Annotated in this window: 19 protein-coding genes; 14 read left to right on the top strand and 5 right to left on the bottom strand. The window is 65.8% G+C overall.

The genetic code is table 11. The features are described from left to right. The first annotated feature begins 172 nt into the window (after positions 1 to 172). From EBMC1_RS02865 to EBMC1_RS02890, 6 genes are all read left to right on the top strand, one after another. Positions 173 to 2,326 (top strand): prolyl oligopeptidase family serine peptidase, encoded by a 2,154-nt coding sequence (locus EBMC1_RS02865; protein ID WP_003040260.1) that lies wholly within the window; start codon positions 173 to 175, stop codon positions 2,324 to 2,326. Further along, positions 2,323 to 2,874 (top strand): GAF domain-containing protein, encoded by a 552-nt coding sequence (locus EBMC1_RS02870; RefSeq protein ID WP_003040264.1) that lies wholly within the window; start codon positions 2,323 to 2,325, stop codon positions 2,872 to 2,874. The genes EBMC1_RS02865 and EBMC1_RS02870 overlap by 4 nt, the downstream gene beginning before the upstream one ends. 126 nt (positions 2,875 to 3,000) lie before the next feature. Then, positions 3,001 to 3,843 (top strand): glycine zipper domain-containing protein, encoded by an 843-nt coding sequence (locus EBMC1_RS02875; protein WP_003040266.1) that lies wholly within the window; start codon positions 3,001 to 3,003, stop codon positions 3,841 to 3,843. Between the two features lie 175 nt (positions 3,844 to 4,018). Further along, entirely contained in the window at positions 4,019 to 4,570 is a 552-nt protein-coding gene (locus EBMC1_RS17715) for a hypothetical protein (RefSeq protein ID WP_003040269.1), read from the top strand. Positions 4,571 to 4,772: 202 nt separating this feature from the next. Beyond that, complete coding sequence (locus EBMC1_RS02885; protein ID WP_003040272.1) at positions 4,773 to 5,312, top strand: hypothetical protein; 540 nt, start codon at positions 4,773 to 4,775, stop codon at positions 5,310 to 5,312. Between the two features lie 327 nt (positions 5,313 to 5,639). Next, positions 5,640 to 6,077 (top strand): PilZ domain-containing protein, encoded by a 438-nt coding sequence (locus tag EBMC1_RS02890; protein WP_003040274.1) that lies wholly within the window; start codon positions 5,640 to 5,642, stop codon positions 6,075 to 6,077. Positions 6,078 to 6,165: 88 nt separating this feature from the next. On the opposite strand, the gene ctrA is transcribed toward EBMC1_RS02890, so the two are convergent. Together ctrA and EBMC1_RS02900 are read right to left on the bottom strand one after the other, a co-directional pair. Then, complete coding sequence (gene ctrA / locus EBMC1_RS02895; RefSeq protein ID WP_003040277.1) at positions 6,166 to 6,873, bottom strand: response regulator transcription factor CtrA; 708 nt, start codon at positions 6,871 to 6,873, stop codon at positions 6,166 to 6,168. Positions 6,874 to 7,009: 136 nt separating this feature from the next. Next, entirely contained in the window at positions 7,010 to 7,936 is a 927-nt protein-coding gene (locus tag EBMC1_RS02900; RefSeq protein WP_003040280.1) for a LysR family transcriptional regulator, read from the bottom strand. 124 nt (positions 7,937 to 8,060) lie between these two features. On the opposite strand from EBMC1_RS02900, the gene EBMC1_RS02905 reads away from it, so the two are divergent. From EBMC1_RS02905 to EBMC1_RS02935, 7 genes are all read left to right on the top strand, one after another. Further along, a complete protein-coding gene (locus EBMC1_RS02905) occupies positions 8,061 to 8,759 on the top strand; it encodes a pirin family protein (protein WP_003040283.1) in 699 nt (232 codons plus the stop codon). Positions 8,760 to 8,846: 87 nt separating this feature from the next. Further along, positions 8,847 to 9,449, top strand: a complete 603-nt coding sequence (gene wrbA / locus EBMC1_RS02910) for an NAD(P)H:quinone oxidoreductase (RefSeq protein ID WP_003040286.1) — start codon at positions 8,847 to 8,849, stop codon at positions 9,447 to 9,449. A 5-nt stretch (positions 9,450 to 9,454) separates the two neighbouring features. Continuing rightward, positions 9,455 to 10,279: a DODA-type extradiol aromatic ring-opening family dioxygenase gene (locus tag EBMC1_RS02915; protein ID WP_040589171.1), complete on the top strand. Its 825-nt coding sequence runs from the start codon at positions 9,455 to 9,457 to the stop codon at positions 10,277 to 10,279. Positions 10,280 to 10,286: 7 nt separating this feature from the next. Beyond that, entirely contained in the window at positions 10,287 to 10,970 is a 684-nt protein-coding gene (locus tag EBMC1_RS02920) for an RluA family pseudouridine synthase (protein ID WP_003040291.1), read from the top strand. Further along, the gene (gene arfB / locus EBMC1_RS02925) at positions 10,963 to 11,364 is read left to right on the top strand and encodes an alternative ribosome rescue aminoacyl-tRNA hydrolase ArfB (protein ID WP_003040293.1); all 402 of its coding nucleotides are present in this window, start codon (positions 10,963 to 10,965) and stop codon (positions 11,362 to 11,364) included. The genes EBMC1_RS02920 and arfB overlap by 8 nt, the downstream gene beginning before the upstream one ends. A 12-nt stretch (positions 11,365 to 11,376) precedes the next feature. Further along, positions 11,377 to 11,964: an SOS response-associated peptidase family protein gene (locus EBMC1_RS02930; RefSeq protein ID WP_003040296.1), complete on the top strand. Its 588-nt coding sequence runs from the start codon at positions 11,377 to 11,379 to the stop codon at positions 11,962 to 11,964. Positions 11,965 to 12,052: 88 nt separating this feature from the next. Beyond that, a complete protein-coding gene (locus EBMC1_RS02935) occupies positions 12,053 to 12,376 on the top strand; it encodes a PilZ domain-containing protein (RefSeq protein WP_003040299.1) in 324 nt (107 codons plus the stop codon). On the opposite strand, the gene EBMC1_RS02940 is transcribed toward EBMC1_RS02935, so the two are convergent. Next, positions 12,373 to 12,798 carry an EVE domain-containing protein gene (locus EBMC1_RS02940; protein WP_003040303.1) on the bottom strand — a complete coding sequence of 142 codons (426 nt, stop codon included), beginning with the start codon at positions 12,796 to 12,798 and terminating at the stop codon, positions 12,373 to 12,375. The two genes, EBMC1_RS02935 and EBMC1_RS02940, sit on opposite strands and share 4 nt — an antisense overlap. A 153-nt stretch (positions 12,799 to 12,951) precedes the next feature. Here EBMC1_RS02940 and EBMC1_RS02945 point away from each other — a divergent pair, with 153 nt between their 5' ends. Continuing rightward, complete coding sequence (locus EBMC1_RS02945) at positions 12,952 to 13,881, top strand: isopenicillin N synthase family dioxygenase (protein ID WP_003040305.1); 930 nt, start codon at positions 12,952 to 12,954, stop codon at positions 13,879 to 13,881. Positions 13,882 to 13,923: 42 nt separating this feature from the next. On the opposite strand, the gene EBMC1_RS02950 is transcribed toward EBMC1_RS02945, so the two are convergent. Together EBMC1_RS02950 and EBMC1_RS02955 are read right to left on the bottom strand one after the other, a co-directional pair. Next, positions 13,924 to 16,824, bottom strand: a complete 2,901-nt coding sequence (locus EBMC1_RS02950) for a M16 family metallopeptidase (protein WP_003040308.1) — start codon at positions 16,822 to 16,824, stop codon at positions 13,924 to 13,926. Positions 16,825 to 16,867: 43 nt separating this feature from the next. Further along, positions 16,868 to 17,992, bottom strand: a complete 1,125-nt coding sequence (locus tag EBMC1_RS02955) for a GGDEF domain-containing protein (protein ID WP_003040311.1) — start codon at positions 17,990 to 17,992, stop codon at positions 16,868 to 16,870. Positions 17,993 to 18,072 lie beyond the last annotated feature (80 nt).

The raw sequence follows: 18,072 nt of genomic DNA on the forward strand, positions 1-18,072 counted from the left end.
CGCAAAGGGATAATGTCGCAAAGGGGTAACCCCCGACGCTGGCCTGCGGCGCGACCGGCCGCGTGCCGAGCCGGCTGGCCGAGGCGCCCTGCGCAAATCCCCTTGCCCGCCCACAAGCGATGCTTACAGTAGCGCGCACGATTATTACCCGAACGATGAGGATCGCCTTGCCATGCCCCGTAGAAAATTTCGCGCGCCGCTCGCGCTGGTCGCCCTGTTCATGACGCCCGCGGCGGCACAGGCGGCCGAAGATGCCGCGGCGGCGGCGTCTGCGGCTGCGCTGGCCTATCCGGCGACCGAGCGCGGCGACACCGTCGATCCGCAATTCGGCGTCGATGTCGCCGACCCCTATCGCTGGCTGGAAGACGATGTTCGCGTCAATCCGAAGGTCGCAGCCTGGGTCGCCGAGCAGAATAAGGTCACCGACGCCTATCTGGCGACGCTGCCCGGCCGCGATGCGTTCAAGGCGCGGATGACCGAGCTTTACAATTACGAACGCTTCGGCCTGCCGCGCAAGGCGGGGTCGCGCTATTTCTACACGCGCAACGACGGGTTGCAGCCGCAATCGGTGCTGACAGTGCGCGAGGGCCTGACCGGCGAAGGCCGCGTGCTGATCGATCCCAATGCATGGGCCAAGGACGGCGCGACCGCGCTCGCCGAATGGACGCCGTCGGAAGACGGCAAATATCTGCTCTATTCCGTGCAGGATGGCGGCACCGACTGGCGGATCGTGCGCGTGATGGACGTGGCGACCGGCAAGGATATCGCCGACGAGATTCGCTGGGTCAAATTCTCGTCGCTCGATTGGGCGAAGGACGGCAGCGGCTTTTATTATTCGCGCTTCCCCGAACCCAAGGAAGGCGAGGCGTTTCAGTCGCTCAACGAAAATCACGCGGTCTATTTCCACAAGCTCGGCACGCCGCAGAGCGCCGACGTGCTGATCCACGCGACGCCCGACCAGCCCGAACTCAATCACGGCGCGCTCGTCACCGATGATGGCCAATATGTCCTCGTCGTCTCGTCCAAAGGGACCGACGAACGCTTCGGCCTGACACTGCATCCGGTGAAGGGCGGCAAGGCGATCACGCTGGTCGACGATTATGCGAACAATTGGGAATATGTGACCAACCAGGGCACGCGGTTCACCTTCCTCACCAACAAGGATGCCCCGCGTCAGCGCCTTGTTTCGCTCGACATCCGCAAGCCTGCGGCGCTGACCCAGATCGTCGGCGAACAGGAGGGGACGCTAGTCGGCGCGTCGCGCGTCGGCGACCGCATCATCCTGTCCTACCTCGGCGACGCCAAGTCGGAAGCCCGGATGGTCGCGCTCGACGGCAAACCGGTGGCGAACATCAATCTGGGCGAAATCGGCACCGCGAGCGGCTTCGGCGGCAAGCCGGGTGATCCTGAAACCTTCTACGCCTTCTCCAGCTTTGCGCAGCCCACGACCATCTATCGCCTTGATACGGTAAGCGGGAAGAGTGAGGTTTTCGAGGCGCCGAAACTGACCTTCGACCCCAAGGATTTCACAGTCGAACAGCGTTTCTACGCGTCGAAGGACGGCACCAAGGTGCCAATGTTCCTGGTGATGAAAAAGGGGCTCGACCGGTCGAAGGGATCGCCGACTTTGCTCTATGGCTATGGCGGTTTCAACGTGTCGCTGACCCCCGGCTTTTCGCCGACCCGCCTCGCCTGGGCCGACAAGGGCGGGGTCGTCGCGATCGCGAACCTGCGCGGCGGCGGCGAATATGGCAAGGCGTGGCACGACGCCGGCCGGCTCGCCAACAAGCAGAATGTCTTCGACGATTTCATCGCGGCGGGCGAATATCTGATCGCCGAGGGGATCACCGGCAAGGGCGAACTGGCGATCGAGGGCGGGTCGAACGGCGGCCTGCTGGTCGGCGCCGTCACCAACCAGCGCCCCGACCTGTTCGCGGCGGCACTGCCCGCTGTGGGCGTGATGGACATGCTGCGCTTCGATCGCTTCACCGCGGGCCGCTACTGGACCGACGATTATGGCTATCCGTCGAAAGAGGCCGATTTCCGCAATCTGCTGAGCTATTCGCCCTATCATAATATCAAGGGCGGCCGCACCTATCCGGCGATCCTGGTGACGACCGCCGACACCGACGATCGCGTCGTCCCGGGTCACAGCTTCAAATATACCGCCGAGCTGCAGCATGAGGATATCGGTCCGAAGCCGCACGTGATCCGCATCGAGACGCGCGCCGGCCATGGGTCGGGCAAGCCGACCGACAAGATCATCGCCGAGGCGGCGGACAAATATGCCTTCGCTGCCAAATGGACCGGCCTCGACGTCAAATGATCGCGCGGCGGCGGCGGACGATAGTGTTCGCCGCCGCCCACCAGCCGAAAGCCATCGCCTTGACCTACGCCCTATCCTTCACCGCCACCGATCCTGCCGCGCTGTGGGCGGAGGCGGCCGACGCCGCCGCCGCTCTCGTCGCAGGTGAGCCCGATGCGATCGCCAATATGGCCAATGTCGCGGCGCTGATCTGGCAGGCTGTTCCCGATCTCAATTGGGCGGGCTTCTACCGCTTCGACGGCACCGAACTGGTGCTCGGCCCGTTTCAGGGCAAGGCGGCGTGCATCCGCATCCCGCTCGACAAGGGGGTGTGCGGCGCCGCGGCGCGGCTGCGCGCGACGCAGCGGGTCGAGGATGTTCACGCCTTTCCCGGCCATATCGCCTGCGATGCGGCCAGCCGCAGCGAACTGGTGGTGCCGATCGTCGCCGAAGGCCGCCTGATCGGCCTGCTCGACCTCGACAGCCCCTCGCCCGCGCGCTTCACCGCCGACGATCAGGCGGGCGCCGAAGCGCTGATCGTCCGCATCGCCGCCGCGCTCGCGGGATAAAGCTGCGTCAAAATGGGACGCGATTCGCACGGTTAACGGATTCGCGGAAAAGCGCCGATTTTGCTAACAGACTGTTAACCAAGCCATTGCCCCCACGGGCGATTCCGCTGGAACAGGGAGTTTAGCATGCGCACCGTTCTGTTGTTGGGGGCTGCCGCCGCATCGTTGCTGCTGGCCGGCCATGCGACCAGCGCCGAGGTCACCAAGACCCAGACCACCGTCGTCACGACCACCGACGAAGCGGCCCCGCGGCTCGACTATGAGGCGCCCTCCGCGCCCGACGTGCGCGTCTACACCGGTTATCCCGACCGGATGCCGAGCGAAGTCGAATATCGCCACATCGACGGCTATCAGTCCGAAGGCCGCTGGACGGGCACGTGGAACGGCACCTACGAAGATCGCGACGGCCGCCGGTACGAGGGTAGCTATGAAGGCAGCGTCGAGGGGCGCACCGGCGCCGACTATCCGCCGCCCCCCTATTATCAGGGCGGTTTCGACCCGCGCGAGGACATGGAAATGGGTCGTCGCTGCGGCCATGGCGGCGCGACGACCGGTGCGGTCGTGGGCGGGATCGTCGGCGGTGTCGTCGGCAATCGCGTTGCCGGTCATGGCGACCGTACCGCCGGCACGCTGATCGGCGGCGGCGTCGGGGCGCTCGCCGGCGCGGCGGTCGGTAGCGAGGCCGACAAGCAGAAGTGCGACGAATGGTGGGCGCGCCGTGGCGGTGCCCATGGCGGCTATTACCCCGGCCATCCCGGCTACCCGGGTGGTTATGCCTATAGCTACGGCTATGGTTATGGCTATTACACGCCGGGCGTCGTCGTCACGACGATCATCAACGGCCCGCCGGTCGTCACCGAACGCGTCGTGACCACGACCAAGACCTATTATGAAAATGTGCCGGTGCGGAAACGCTATGTGGCCAAGCGGAAACCGAAACCCAAAGCCAAGCCGCGCTGCGTCTGCTGACGTGCCCTGAACTGGTCTGGTCGCCAGACTTGGCTTAGTGAGGCCCGCCGATCCGAGGAGCGGCGGGCCTTTCCTTTCGCCGCCCTTTCGCCACGGTTCAGCGGCGCGAAAGCATGGCGCGCCTAGGTAATCGGGCGACGGCGGACTCCCTTGTCCGCGCTCTGGAGTGACTGAAATGCGCAAGATGACCGGCTTCACCGCAGCGGCGGCGGTTCTGGTTACGACGGTCGGGCTCAGCGCGACCCCGGCCGAGGCACGCGGACGCCACGGCGGCTGGCACAATCGCCATGACGACGGGATCGGCGCGGGCGAGATCATCGGCGGCATCCTGATCCTTGGCACGATCGCGGCGGTTGCCAGCGCGGCGAGCAAGCAAAATCGCGAAGCGCGCAACCGCGACTATCGGTACGACCCGCCCTATCGCGACGATCGCGCGCAGGACGCCCCCGATTATCAGCGCCGCGACGATCGCGGTCCGGACGGATATGGTACCGGCGACGCCTATCGCGGCGGCGAGATCGAGCAGCGCGCGGCCGATGCCTGCGGTTGGGCGGCCGAGGGTGAAATGGGCGACAACGCCCGCGTCGAAAGCATCACCGACACGCGGCCTGCGAACGGAGGCGACGGCTGGTACGTCACCGGGAACATATCGCGCCCGGGCGGCGAGCTGCACAGTTTCGGGTGCAGCTATCGCGACGGGCGCGTGGTCGACGTCAGCATCAACTGACCCCATCGCCATTGGATTATCGGCCCTTCGCCAGCGATGGCGGAGGGCTTTTTTTTCTGGCCGTCTTCGCCAAGCTGAACCCACGCCGAACCAAGGCTGAACCGCAGATAAGCGCCGGGTTCAGCACCGCGTCACGGCGCCTTCGCTAGCAAGGGGCATCGCAGGCCGCACGGGTGCCGCCTGCTGCATAGGAGACCGAACCATGGCGAAGAAGCCCATGAACTGGACCAAGGCCGCAATCGGTGCGGCCACCGCTGGCGCGATGTTGAGCGCCACCCCTGCGCTTGCGCGTGACCGGTACGATCACCGCGATCGCGACGGGATCGGTGCGGGCGAAATCATCGCCGGCGCCGTCGTCCTCGGCGGCCTCGCCGCGATCCTGTCGGCCGACAACGACCGTTACGATCGCTACGACCGCAATGATCGTCGCTATCGCGACCGGTATGACGATCGGCGCTACGGCTATGGCTATGATTATGGCCGCTATGGCAACAGCCGCGCCGCGGTCAGCCAGTGCGTCAACGCCGTCGAGCGCGGTACCAGCCGCTATGGCCGCACCGACGTGACGCAGGTCACGAGCATCGACCGCAAGCGCGATGGCTATCGCGTCAAGGGCCGCGTCGTCGTCAACGACGGCTGGCGCGGACGCTGGGGTCGCGGCGGTTCCTATGATCGCGGCAAGTTCAGCTGCGACGTGCGGTATGGCCGCGTCGTCGACGTCGATTATTCGGGTCTGCGGTAGCGCGGAGCCCCTTCTCCCGGCCCGCCCGCGCTTCGGCGTGGGGCGGGCCGCCTTGCACAAGAGCGTTGTCGGGCGCGGTTAACGCGGCGGTGGGCCGGAGGCGAGCGGCCCGGCCGACGCTCGGCAGGTCGCCAGAATATTCCCGCGTCAATTCAGATGCTTCGTATCCGAAGCATATCCATGGAGCCTGCACTCGGTCCGTCGCAAAAGCCGCAAAATCTACATGCGCGCTATACGAAAATTTACCTTCTTTCGTTATGCGCGGAGATGGGACCACAATAACCGCCTGACGTGGGTGACAGGCGGCAGAAGATTATTGGGTCGCCCATGCCGAATTTCGAGGCCGATACCGCCTCAACGGCTTCAGCCGAAAAGCGCCAACCGCGCCAGTCGCGACTGGTGAAGGCGTCGCTCGCGTGCGACCGCCTGGGGCGCTTCGATGTGACCCTGCGCAATATTTCCGAAACCGGCGTTGGCGGGCAGTCGCCGCATGTGCTGCAGGTCGGCGAGCGGCTGACCGTCTATCTTCCGGGTCATCAGCCGATGGAAGGCGTCGTCCGCTGGGTCAGCGACAAGCGCTTCGGCCTGCAGACCGAAGGGACGATCGAGCCGGCACGGCTGCGCGCGGCGCACGCCGATCAGCTCGTCGCCGCCGACAGCAAGGCCGAATTCCAGATCATGGCGCCGACGCAAATGTCGACCTGGCGCCCCGGACTGCGGCAGGTTTCGTCGCTGCCGGGTCATTACGGCAAACCGAAGATCTGATCCGCGCGTCGCCGCGACACAAAGGAAAACCGGCGCGGATCGCTCCGCGCCGGGTCCCCCGTTTACTGATTTTCGCAGGTAAAGCGCGTCAGGCGACCCGGCGCACTTCATTCCCTTCTTCGTCGATATCGCGCAGCACATAGCCGCGACCCCAGACCGTCTCGATATAATTTTCGCCGCCGCACGCGAGCGCCAGCTTCTTGCGCAGCTTGCAGATGAAGACGTCGATGATCTTCAATTCGGGCTCGTCCATGCCGCCATAAAGGTGGTTCAGGAACATTTCCTTGGTCAGCGTCGTGCCCTTGCGGAGCGAAAGCAGCTCCAGCATCTGATATTCCTTGCCGGTCAGATGGACGCGGACGCCATCGACTTCGACCGTCTTGGTGTCGAGATTGACCGCCAGCTTGCCCGTCTTGATTACGCTCTGGCTATGGCCCTTCGAGCGGCGGACGACGGCGTGGATGCGCGCGACCAGCTCGTCGCGGTGAAAGGGCTTGGTGACATAATCGTCGGCACCAAAGCCGAACGAGCGCACCTTGGAATCCATTTCCGAAATGCCCGACAGGATCAGCACCGGCGTCTGCACCTTTGCAGTGCGGAGCTTTTTCAGCACGTCATAGCCGTGCATGTCGGGCAGATTCAGGTCGAGCAGAATGATGTCGTAATCATAGAGTTTGCCAAGGTCCAAGCCTTCCTCACCCAGATCGGTGGTATAGACGTTGAAGCCTTCGGTTGTGAGCATCGTGTCGATCGCCTTCGCGGTCGTCGGCTCGTCCTCGATCAGCAGTACGCGCATTAGGCACCCCTTGACTGTTTCCCACGATGGACCCGCAACCCGTCCGCGGCTCCCTCGCAGTGCCACCAACGCCCCCGTTGCAGGGCTGGCGGACCATTAACCATGAAACTTGTGAAGGGAAAAGGTTAATTTTGATTTAACCCGCAGAAATCCACGAGTCGCGGCCCGCGCAGCTGCGTTTCAGCGTGTCGGCGAGATAGTCGGACAAGGCCCGCACCCGCGCCGGGCGGAGGCGCGACGGCGGCGACAACAGGTGCAGATAGGCCTGCGGCAGCGACCAGTCGGTCAGGATCGGAACGAGCCTGCCGGCGCGCAGTTCGGCGTCGATGATGAAGTGCGGCAGCACCGCGATGCCGCCCCCCGCGACCAGCATCGGCACGATCACATCGCCATTGTTCGTGAACAGCGGGCCTGCCGGAACGATCGTGGCCTCCTCGCCTTCGCGGTGGAAACGCAGCGGCCGCGCCTTTTCGCGGTGGCCGTAGCCAGCGAGCCGATGCCCCGCGAGTTCGAGCGGGTGGCGCGGCGTGCCGTGACGATCGAGATAGGCCGGGCTGGCGATCACCGACGTCGGGATCGGCGCGATGGTGCGCGCGAGCAGGCTGCTGTCGTCGAGGCTGGCGACGCGCAGCGCCAGATCGAAGCCTTCGGCGATCAGATCGTGGCGCGCATCGCTGAGCGTCAGTTCGATCTCGACCGCGGGATGCTCGGCCATGAAGGCGGCGAGCGGCGCGCCGAGCACCTTGATCCCGAAACTCATCGGCGCCGCCAGCCGGATCGGCCCGGCCAGGTCGAAGCGGTCGCCATGCGCCGCCTCGGTCGCGGCGGTCGCAGCGGCGACCATCGCCCGCGCCTCTTCGAGCAGCCCGGCGCCCGCCGTCGACACGGTCACCGATCGCGAACTGCGATGGAGCAAGGTGATCCCGAGCGATGCCTCGAGCCGGCTGACCGCCTTGGACACGCTGGCCTTCGACAGGCCAAGCGCGCTTGCCGCGGCGGTGAAGCCGCCGCTGTCGGCCACCGCCACGAAACAGGCCCAGCCTTCATAATCGGGAAGCGCCACAACATCCTCCAATTGGAAACGATAGGTTTCGATCTACGCTATTTCAGAAACGAATGCATCGCCTATCTTGGCCTCAACACGTCGCCCCCGATGTCCGGGATGGCGGCCAGTAAGGAAATGCCCGATGATCGACATTCGCAAATTCGACACGCTGGGTCACGCCAATCACGGCTGGCTCGACGCCCGCCACCATTTTTCCTTCGCCGGCTATCATGATCCCGACCGCATGGGCTGGGGCGCGCTGCGCGTCTGGAACGACGATGCCATTGCGGCGCAGGCCGGCTTCCCGCCGCATCCGCACCGGGACATGGAAATCATCACCTATGTCCGCACCGGCGCGATCAGCCACCGCGACAGCATGGGCAACAGCGGCCGCACCGCGGCCGGCGATGTCCAGGTGATGAGCGCCGGCACCGGGGTGACGCACAGCGAATTCAACCTCGAGGACGAGGAAACCACGCTGTTCCAGATCTGGATCATTCCCGATCGCGACGGCGGCAATCCCGGCTGGGGCCAGCGCGAATTCCCGCAGGCCGACCGTTCGGGACGCTTTGTGACGCTGGCCAGCGGGATCGCGGGTGACGACGACGCGCTACCGATCCGCGCCGATGCCCGTGTCGCAGCAGCGACCGTAACCGCGGGAAGCCGCGTCGCCTATGATCTGGGCGCCGGCCGTCACGCCTATCTGGTCGCCGCCAAGGGCCGCATCCGCATCAACGGACAGGATGCCGATCCGCGCGACGGCATTGCAATCCGCGACGTCGCAACGATCGAGGTCGAAGCGCTCGACGATGCCGAACTGGTGCTGGTCGACAGCCTCTGATCCCACCCCCTCGGGCCGCCGCCTTCCATCCCCCTCCCTTGCGGCGGCGGCCCACCCCTTCCCCTCCCGACTGAAAGGAAACCGAAGATGGCAAAGATTTTGGTGCTCTATTATTCGAGCTATGGACATATCGAGCAGATGGCCGACGCCGTCGCCGAAGGCGCGCGCGCTGCGGGTGCCGAGGTCGATATTCGCCGCGTCGCCGAAACCGCGCCCGACGCGGTGGTAAAGGCCGCCGGCTTCAAGACCGATACCGCGCATCCGCTGCTCAGCGATCCCAAGCAGCTTGCCGACTATGACGCGATCGTCGTCGGTTCGCCGACCCGCTTCGGCCGCATGGCCAGCCAGATGGCGAGCTTCTGGGACACCGCCGGCGGCGTCTGGGCGCAGGGCCTGCTTACCGGCAAGGTCGGCGCGGCCTTCACCTCGACCGCGTCGCAGCATGGCGGACAGGAAACGACGCTGTTCAGCATCCTCACCAACCTCCTCCACTTCGGCATGACAATCGTCGGGCTCGACTATGGCTATGCCGGACAGATGGGCGTCGATGAAGTCAAAGGCGGCGCCCCCTATGGCGCGACGACTCTCGCCGACGGCGACGGATCGCGCCAGCCGAGCGAAGCCGATCTCGGCGGTGCCCGCTATCTGGGCGAACGCGTCGCGAAAACCGCGGCGAAGCTGGCGGCCTGATCCCGATGCGCCGTCTGCCGAGCCTCTTTCTCTCCCACGGCTCGCCGATGATGGCGCTCGAGCCCAGCCCGGCGCGGGACTTCCTCGCCGGGCTGGGCGCCCGCTTGCCGCGACCGCGCGCGATCCTGGTCGTCTCGGCGCATCACGACGCACAGTTCGAAGGCGGCCGGGCGACGGTCACCGCTTCGTCCGCGCCGCCGACGATCCATGATTTCGGCAATTTCCCCCAAGCGCTGTTCGACATGCGCTATCCCGCGCCGGGCGATCCGGCGCTTGCGCAGCGGACCGTGGACCTGCTCGCCGCTCAGGGCCTCGCCGTCGCCGCCGATCCCGACCGCGGGCTCGATCATGGCGCCTGGGTGCCGCTGTCGCTGGTCTATCCCAAGGCCGATATTCCGGTGGTGCAGCTTTCGATCGCCTCGCATGCGCCACCCGAATGGCATTATGCGCTGGGCCGTGCACTCGCGCCGCTTCGCGATGAGGATGTGTTGCTGATCGGTTCGGGCAGCATCACGCACAATCTTCGCGCGCTCTTTTCGGCGCGCCTTCCGATCGACGCACCCGCGCCCGCCTGGGTCACCGACTTCACCGACTGGGTGGCCGGACATATGGCGGCGAACGCCGTCGACGATGTGCTACACGCCGTAGAACGCGCGCCGCATGGCCGCGACAATCATCCGACGATGGATCATATCCTGCCCTTGTTCGTCGCGATGGGTGCGGGGACCGAAGCGGATGGCCTGCACGCCGCTCGGCTCCATGCCAGCACGACCTATGGCCTGCTGGCGATGGACGTTTACGCTTTCGGCGAAGGAGCGGCCCGCCTATAGGCAGCCGATGCTTCTTTCTGACCATATTCTGTTCCTCGATGGCGAGGCGCTTGTCGTCGACAAGCCCGAAGGCCTGCCCGTTGATCCGCCGCGCGACGGCAGCCTCAGCCTCGAAAACCATCTCGACAGCCTGCGTTTCGGCTTCAAGCGCTGGCCGCTCGCCGTTCACCGGCTCGACCGCGACACCTCGGGCTGCCTGCTGCTCGCGCGCAATCCCAAGGCGCACGGCCGTTTCACCCGCGCTTTCGAGGGGCGGGAGGTCGAAAAACAATATCTCGCGATCATCGACGGCGTGCCTGATGGCGATGGCGGCACGATCGACCTGCCCCTCGCGAAGACGTCGACCGCGGAGACCGGCTGGCGCATGGTCGTCGATCCGAATGGCAAGCCGTCGGTGTCGCACTGGGAAAAGCTTGCCGTCGTCGACGGGCGGGCGCTGCTGCGTTTCCGTCCCGAAACCGGCCGCACCCATCAGCTTCGCGTCCATGCGCTCGATGGGCTGGGTCTGCCGATCGCTGGCGATCCCGTGTACGGCAACGGCCGCGGCAAGGACCGCACCCTGCTCCACGCCGAGCGGTTGGTGGTAAAACGTGACGTCAAGCCGTCAATAATTGCCGAAGCTCCCTTCCCCGCGCGCTTCGCCGCGCTCGGCTTTTCACCGCCCGAAGGCGCCGCCCCGACCCGTGGCTGACATTCCCGAAGCCGCGATTTCGGAAAAATTCCTCGCCGGCACCGGGCCGGGCGGCCAGAATGTCAACAAGGTCGCGACCGCGTGCCAGCTTCGCGTCGATGTGTTCGCTCTCGGCCTCCCGCCCGACGCCTACCGCCGGCTCAAGACGCTCGCGGGAAGCCGGATGACGGCGGCGGGAGAACTCGTGATACTCGCGCGCAGCTATCGCACCCAGGAAGCCAACCGCGCCGATGCGCGCGCGCGGCTGAACGAGCTCGTCGATGCGGCGCTGGTCCGGCCTGAAAAGCGGATCAAGACAAAGCCGAGCAAGGCGGCCAGGGCGCGCCGCGTCGACGGTAAAAAGGCGCGCAGCGCGGTCAAATCGATGCGCGGACGCGTGCGATCGACCGACTAGGGCCGGGCGGGCATGCACCTCTATCGCCTCGACGCGACCGCCGAAATCGCCGCGCAGGCGCTCGGTGCCGATGCAGGGCGCGATCCCTGGGCCGGCGGCTATGTCACCCCCGGACGCCCGGCGCCGGTGGTCGTCGGCGACGGAAGCGCGCAGAGCCGCCCGTGGCTGCGCCCCAAGCTGTGGGGCGTCCCGCCGCCGCCGCGCGGCGACCAGCCGGTGACGACGGTGCGCAACCTTTCGAGTCCCTTCTGGATCGGCACGCTGCGTCATCCCGAACTGCGCTGCCTGATCCCCGCGACCCGTTTCGCCCTGTGGTCGGGGACGGCCGGTGCGCGGCAACAACTGTGGGCCGCGCCCGCCGACCAGACGGTTTTCGCCTTTGCCGGCATCCATCGTCAGGGCGAGGATTGGCCGAGCTTTGCGATCCTGACCGTCGAACCGAACCGCCTGCTTAGCCATCACGGCGCGCAAGCGATGCCGGTCATCCTCCGTCCCGGCGATTATGCGCGCTGGCTGACCGCCGACTGGCGCGACGCGGCCGGCCTCGCCCGTCCCTTTCCGGGGCAGGAGATGACGCTGGCCGAAGACCCCATGGTATAGGCGATTTTCACCAATTCCGTCGACTTTGCGTTCACCAGCGCGGCGCTAAAAATGCGAATCGATAATCCGACCAGTGGGATTGAATACAGTGGCCAACGCCTGCACGACCGACACCGAAGACCTTTTGCCGCAAGGGCGCCGCGCCGAACGCGCCACCGTCCGCGGGCGCGCGCGCTATCGCGAAGCGGGCTTCAACCCGTTCGACGTCGAACTGTTCGACCTGTCGTCGACGGGCTTTCGCATGATCACCTTTTCGCGGCCGCAGATCGGCAAGCAGATATGGGTCAACCTGCCGGGCCTGCAGCCGCTCGAAGCGGTGATCCGGCGCGCCGACGGCAACAGCTTCGGCTGCGAATTCGTCTACCCGCTCCACCCCTCGGTGGCGGCGCACATGCAGTCGAAACTGCGCTAAGCCTCCGGCTTTTCCGACTTTTCCAATATATGCTTCCACTCGTCGGGCGTCACGCGCCCGACCGACAGGCGCGACAGGCGGATAAGGTCCATGTCGGCAAGCTTGGGATCGGCCTTGATCGCCGCCAGCGTCACCGGATGCGCGAGCGGGCGCACCGGCGCGACGCGCACGATGACCCACGGCGATCCTTCCTCGGCGGTCGGATCGGGCGCGCTTTCCTCGGTAATGCGCATGATCCCCACGCATTCCTTGCCGATATTGCTGTGATAGAACAGCGCCTCGTCGCCGACCTTCATCGCCATCATGTTCAGCTTGGCGCTGTGGTTGCGCACGCCGTCCCACATGCCCGTGCCGTCCTTGACCAAGTCGTCCCAGCCATACACGTCGGGTTCGGATTTCATCAGCCAATATTGCTTGCCCATGGCGGGGGCCTAGCCCAGCGCGCGCCGACGCGAAAGCATCCTTTTCCTCTTTCGCAACCGCGCCGACCCGCCTAAATCCTGATTCATGTCAAAGACGCGCCCCGGCGGGACCGGCATGGCGCGCCACAGCACCAACAAATGGACACACCCCTTATGACCGCTGCCGTTCCCGTTATTTCCATGTCGCTGCCCGACGATCGCTTCGCCCAGGATTTTGGCGGATCGTTCGAACGCTTCGGGTTCGCGATGATTACCGATCACGGCATCGATCCGGCGCTGATCGACGACGCCTGGACAAAAGCGAAGGAATTTTTCGCGCTCCCCGAAGCGGCGAAGCGCGCCTATCATATCGCGGGCGGCGGCGGCGCGCGCGGCTACACCCCTTTCGGCACCGAAATCGCGAAGGGCGCGAAGGAAGTCGACCTCAAGGAATTCTGGCACGTGGGCCGCGACCTGCCCGCCGGCCACCCGCTCGCCGCGCAACAGCCGAACAATGTCTGGCCGGCCGAAGTCGCGGGCTTTCGCGAAACCTATGACCGGCTGTTCGCCGAATTCGACCGCGTCGGCGGCAAACTGCTCTCCGGGATCGCACGCTACCTTGGCCTCGCACCCGATTTCTTCGACGACACGGTGAAGGACGGCAACAGCGTGATGCGCCTGCTGCATTACCCGCCCGTCGAAGGCCCGGCGAAGGGCATCCGCGCCGAGGCGCATGAGGATATCAACACGATCACCCTGCTGCTCGGTGCCGAAGAAGCGGGCCTCGAAATCCTCGACAAGGACGGGAGCTGGCTTCCGGTATCCCCGCCTGCGGGCGCTATGGCGGTCAATGTCGGCGACATGTTGCAACGGCTGACCAACAACCGCCTGCCCTCGACCACGCACCGCGTGCGCAATCCCGACGCCGGCCGCGCCAGCGTTGCGCGCTATTCGATGCCCTTCTTCCTGCACTTCCGTTCGGACTATCCGATCGTGACGCTGGATAATTGCATCGATGCCGAGCATCCGAACCTGTATCCGACGCCGATCACCGCCGACGAATATCTGCAGGAACGGCTCCGCGAAATCGGGCTCAAGAAATAGAACCGGGCCGCGGCCGCCCCGTCGGGCCGGCCGCGCGCGCCGCTATTTTCCGGCCTTGTCGCTGATCGCCCGGATCACCAGCGCCTTGTCGTCGACAAGATAGCGCTTGGCGAGCGCTTCAAGCTCGGCCGGCGTCGCAGCCTCGACTACCGCGATGCCGTTGCGGCTGCGGTCGAGCCGGTCGGCGCGGCTCGTCGCCTCGGCGACATAGGCCAGCCAATAGGCATTTTCGCGCCGCGCCTTGGTCATCGCCTCGACCAGCGGCTTGCGCGCGCGGTCGAGCGTGTCGGCATCGACGGGTTTGTCGCGCAATTCCTTGGCGATCGCGAAGATCGCGGCGCGCGTCGTCGCCAGATCCTTATAGTCGACATTGCTTGCGGCGACGAGCCAGCCATAGCCCGGATATTCGTCCGACAGGCTGGCGCCCGCCGACGGGCTGTAGGTTTCGCCTAGCTTTTCGCGCAGTTCGTCGGTGAGCATGAGCTGCATCACGCGCGACAGCAGGTTGAGGCGCATCGCCTCGGTCAGGTCGCTGTCGTCGCGCGCCGGCCAATAGACGCGCAGTTCGGCCTGGTCGGCCGGCCCCTTGTGAATCAGCGTGCGTTCGCTGTGGTCGACCGGATAGTCGCGCTTGCGCGCGTCGCTGTGCGGGTCGAACGCCGCGCGGCGTTCAGGCAGCGCGCCGAAGGTTGCCGCGATCGCATCGATCGCCGCCTGTTCGTCGATGTCGCCGACGACCCCGATCTCGATCGCGCCATGATCGAAGCTGTCGGCGACCGCCGCCTTCAATTTGCTCCAGTCGAGCGCCATCATCGTCGCAAGCGGCGGCGTTTCCTCGCGCGGGTCGCCATTGGCAAGGATGCCGCCGCTGTCGCGCGCCATCACCGCGCCGGGCGTTGCATCATTAGCGGCATATTGTTGCGGCAGATAGCGACGGATCAGCGCGAGCCCGTCGGCACGGTAGCCGGGGTGCGTCAGATAAGCCGCCATCAGTTCGGCCTGCGCCGCGAAATCGTCGGGTGAGGTGACCGCTTTGCCCCCAAAGGCATCGGTATCGACGCCGAAGCTCGGGCTGACTGTCTTGCCCGCAAAAATGGTGCGCAGATCGTCGAGGCTATGCGCCTCCAGCCCGCCGAGGCTGATCGATCCCGCAAGCGCCACCTTGGTCGGGTCGTCGCGCGTCGCAAGCAGCGTCCCGCCGTCGACGCGCACCGACAGATAGACCTTGTCCTTCTGGAAATCGGTCTTCTTGATATTGAGCATCACATTATTGGCGAAGCGGATGCGCCGGATGCCGAGGTCGTCGATGCGGTCGTCGCTGACGATCGTGCCGGGCGTGCCGAAATTGTCGTAGGCAAAGGCCGCGCTCTGCGCCTGCGCCGGCGGTGTCACCGCGACCGCGCGCGCCGTATCGAGCGCGGCAAGGATCGCCTTGTCGCCGCCTTCGACCGGCGTCTTGGCGGTGACGCGCGCAAGCGGCGGGCTGAAGCCCTCCATCCGTTTGCGGAAAGCCGCGCTCACCGCATCGGCCGACAGCTGCGACGCGACGGCATCGAACAGCGCCTGCGAGGTTTCGGGGCGCACGACGACATAATCGCCGTCGGACGCGTCGATCAGCACATCGGCGAGCGCGTCGCTGCGCCGGGTCGTCACGCCGGCGACGGCGTTCTTGAGCGCGGTGCGCCGATTGGCGATCTGTTCGTTGACCTCGGCCTGGGTGAAGCCGAACTGGACGGCGCGGCGCAGCTCGCGCTCGATCAGGCCGAGCGCCTCCGTCCACGCCCCTTCCTTGGCGATCGCCCCGACCGTAACCTGATCGAAGACCTTCCACCCGTCGGCTTCGCTGAAATAGCCCGCGAGGATCGGGGAATCTTCGTCGAGCGCAATCTTGGCGAGACGGCGGCTCAGGATCGCTTCGCCGATGTCTTCGGCGAGCTTGCGCGCGCGCTTCGCCTTGGTGTCGGCTTCCTGCACCCAGGGTTTGAAGCTGGCGATCGTCACCGAATCCTGGATCGCCGGGTCGACGAAGGATTCGGCGGCGGCGGGGCGCTTGAAATCGAGCGTGCCGATGTCGGGATCGGCACCAGCCGGTCCGCGGCCCTGCCAATCGGCGAAGCGCGCCTTGATCTTCGCCTCGACCGCGGCGGGATCGAAATCGCCGACCATCACCAGCGTCGCCCGTTCGGGCCGGTAATAGCGATCGTAAAGGTCGCGCAGGCGCGATGCGGGGGCGGTACGGATCACCTCTTCGGTACCGATCGGCATCCGGTCGGCGACCGTCATCCCCTTCATCTGGAAACCGAGCTGATCGACGATGTTGCGCAGCTGATAGGTATCGCGCGCGCGGCGCTCCGACAGGATGACACCGCGTTCGCGGTCGACCGCGGCGGGATCGATCGTCAATTCGCTCGCGGTTTCCCGCATCAGCATCAGCCCGGTGTCGATCAGATCGTCCGACGCGTTGGGCAGGTCGAGCTGGTAGACCGTCTGGTCGAAGCCGGTCGAGGCGTTGGTGTCAGCCCCGAAGGCCAGCCCCTTCCTTTCGAGCAGCTTGATCATCTCACCCTCGGGCACATGGGTCGATCCGTTGAACGCCATATGCTCGATGAAATGCGCCAGCCCGCGCTGATCCTCGGCTTCGGCAAAGCTGCCGACGTCGAAACGCATGCGCAGGACGACACTGTCCTTCGGCGTGCTGTTCTTCAGCAGCGCATATTTCATCCCGTTGGGGAGCACGCCGAAAACGATATTCTCGTCGACGGGCACATCGCTCGCGGCAAAATTCCAGGCCTTGGCCGCGGCGGTCTGCGGATTGGCCGGAACGACCTGCACCGCCGCGGTGGGGGCGGCGGCGGGTTCCGCGAGAACCGGCGATATGCTGACGGCGATGAGGGCAAGGGGCGAGAGCGCGGTCGAGACGCGCCAGAAAATGGTCCGCTTCATGGCGACCGGTCTGACCGCCCCATATGGGGCGGTCAAGCCCGCATCAGCTTGCGATGCCGATGCTTTCGACCGGCGACATGTCGGGTCGACCAGCCGCCTTCGCCGCATAGAGGGCGCGGTCGGCGGTGTCGAAAAGCCGGCGCGCGCTGCCACCGTCGCCGGGCCAGTTGGCGATGCCGACGCTCGCGCCGACGCGCAATGGCTGGCCGCCGATGCGGTAGGGCGCGACGAGCGCGGCGAGCAGATGATCGGCAAGCGCGGTGGCAAGCAGCGGTGAGCGGCGCGGCACCAGAATGGCGAATTCGTCACCCCCCTGCCGCGCGACCAGCGCATGATCGCCGCACGCCCGGCGCAGCCGCGCCGCGACTTCGCACAGCAGTTGATCGCCGGCGGCATGGCCGTGCCGGTCGTTCACCGGCTTGAAGCCGTCGAGATCGAGCAGCGCGATCGCGAATATCTCGCCATCCGCCGCGCGCGCGATTTCTTCCTCCAGCCGCAGGTCGAACGCACGCCGGTTGGGCAGCCCGGTCAGCGCGTCGCTATGCGCCAGATCGCGCATCTGCCGCTGCAATTCCAGCAGGTCGACAAGCTGGCCATGCTGCTGAAGGATCATGCGCACCAGGAACATCGTCGCGACGACCAGGCTGGTGCCCGCCGCAATCTCGGGCGCGTGGCCGGAGCTGAGCATCAGATAGGCGATCGGCACCATCCCGATGCCCAGATTGAGCAGCGCTGCAAAGCGCGTCGATGACAGGCAATAGGCGGTCGCCAGCGACCCCATCGCCATGATCATCGCATAATAGCTGTGATTTTCGGGCGGCGCGGCGAGCCAGTTGACCACCGTCCAGCTGCTGCACATCGCGCCCATCGTGCCCGACACCCACGCTGCCTCGACGATCACCCTCCGCGCGCGCCGCGGGCTCATGCGCCGGCCACGATAATGCATCTGCGCAGCGAAGCCGAGCAGGCACACCGCCGCCAGAACGACCGGAAAGCCGATCCGGATGATCGGATGGACGCTCGGCATGCCGCCATAGATGGCGGTCGGCGTTGTCGCCGCGAGCATCAGAAAAAGCATCGGGGTCAGCGTCTCGATACGATTGGCGCGCAGAATCGCGACATCGTCCCGGATATCCTCCGGCAATGGCGGAAAAAAGCGCCGCCGCATCCATGCTATAACCCCCGTCATTCCGGCTGGGTATCAAGCGGGAGTAAAGCATGCGTTAAACAAAGGAAGGATTGTTTTTC

It is taken from the genome of Sphingopyxis sp. MC1 (assembly GCF_000371385.1).
In the GTDB taxonomy this organism is placed as follows: Bacteria; Pseudomonadota; Alphaproteobacteria; order Sphingomonadales; family Sphingomonadaceae; genus Sphingopyxis; species Sphingopyxis terrae.